This window comes from Pseudomonas sp. P4_C3, assembly GCF_056402075.1.
In genome coordinates this window covers 1-549 of record NZ_JBFUIC010000803.1, presented here as the reverse complement: position 1 = coordinate 549, position 549 = coordinate 1, and the positions used below count along the sequence as shown (strand labels likewise).

Annotated in this window: 1 pseudogene; it reads right to left on the bottom strand. The window is 53.2% G+C overall.

The window, feature by feature from the left end:
• Window positions 1-357: 357 nt before the first annotated feature.
• Window positions 358-549: pseudogene (locus tag AC1DVH_RS32545) on the bottom strand (acetyl-CoA C-acetyltransferase); the annotation flags it as partial.

The window sequence follows — 549 nt, the reverse complement described above, 5'->3', positions numbered from 1 at the left end:
AAATTTGTTCCGTTGTGATAGGAACTGATTGCTTGGCTGTCCAAGTTCTACCTGGGGTGAGGTCTTCCCAATACAGTTCTTTCTCTGCCACGGTATCTCCTGGGTTCTGCAGCGTTAAACTCGCGACACTGACGCTCAAAACTTAGCTGCGCGTTTCTCCACAAATGCTCGCATCCCTTCTTTCTGGCCAGGCGTTGCGTGGATCGCATTCAGCGCAACTGGGCGGTTAAGCGAGATCAAGCCAGCCCCTTCGACATGATCAACTATTAGGGGCCGGTAGTTCACAGACAAATCCTTTGCGCAAAAAAAGATTTTCGAGGCGCAGCGGGAGACTTGTTACAGCCAGTCAACGCTCCTCTATGAGAGGAGTTCGATAGCAATCGCGGTCGACTCGCCGCCACCAATGCACACAGAAGCGATGCCACGCTTTAGCGTGTTCTGCCTCAAGGCATTTACCAACGTAACAACAACGCGCGCGCCTGACGCGCCAATCGGGTGCCCCAAAGCGCATGCCCCACCGTGGACATTTAATTGCTCATGTCCGACGTT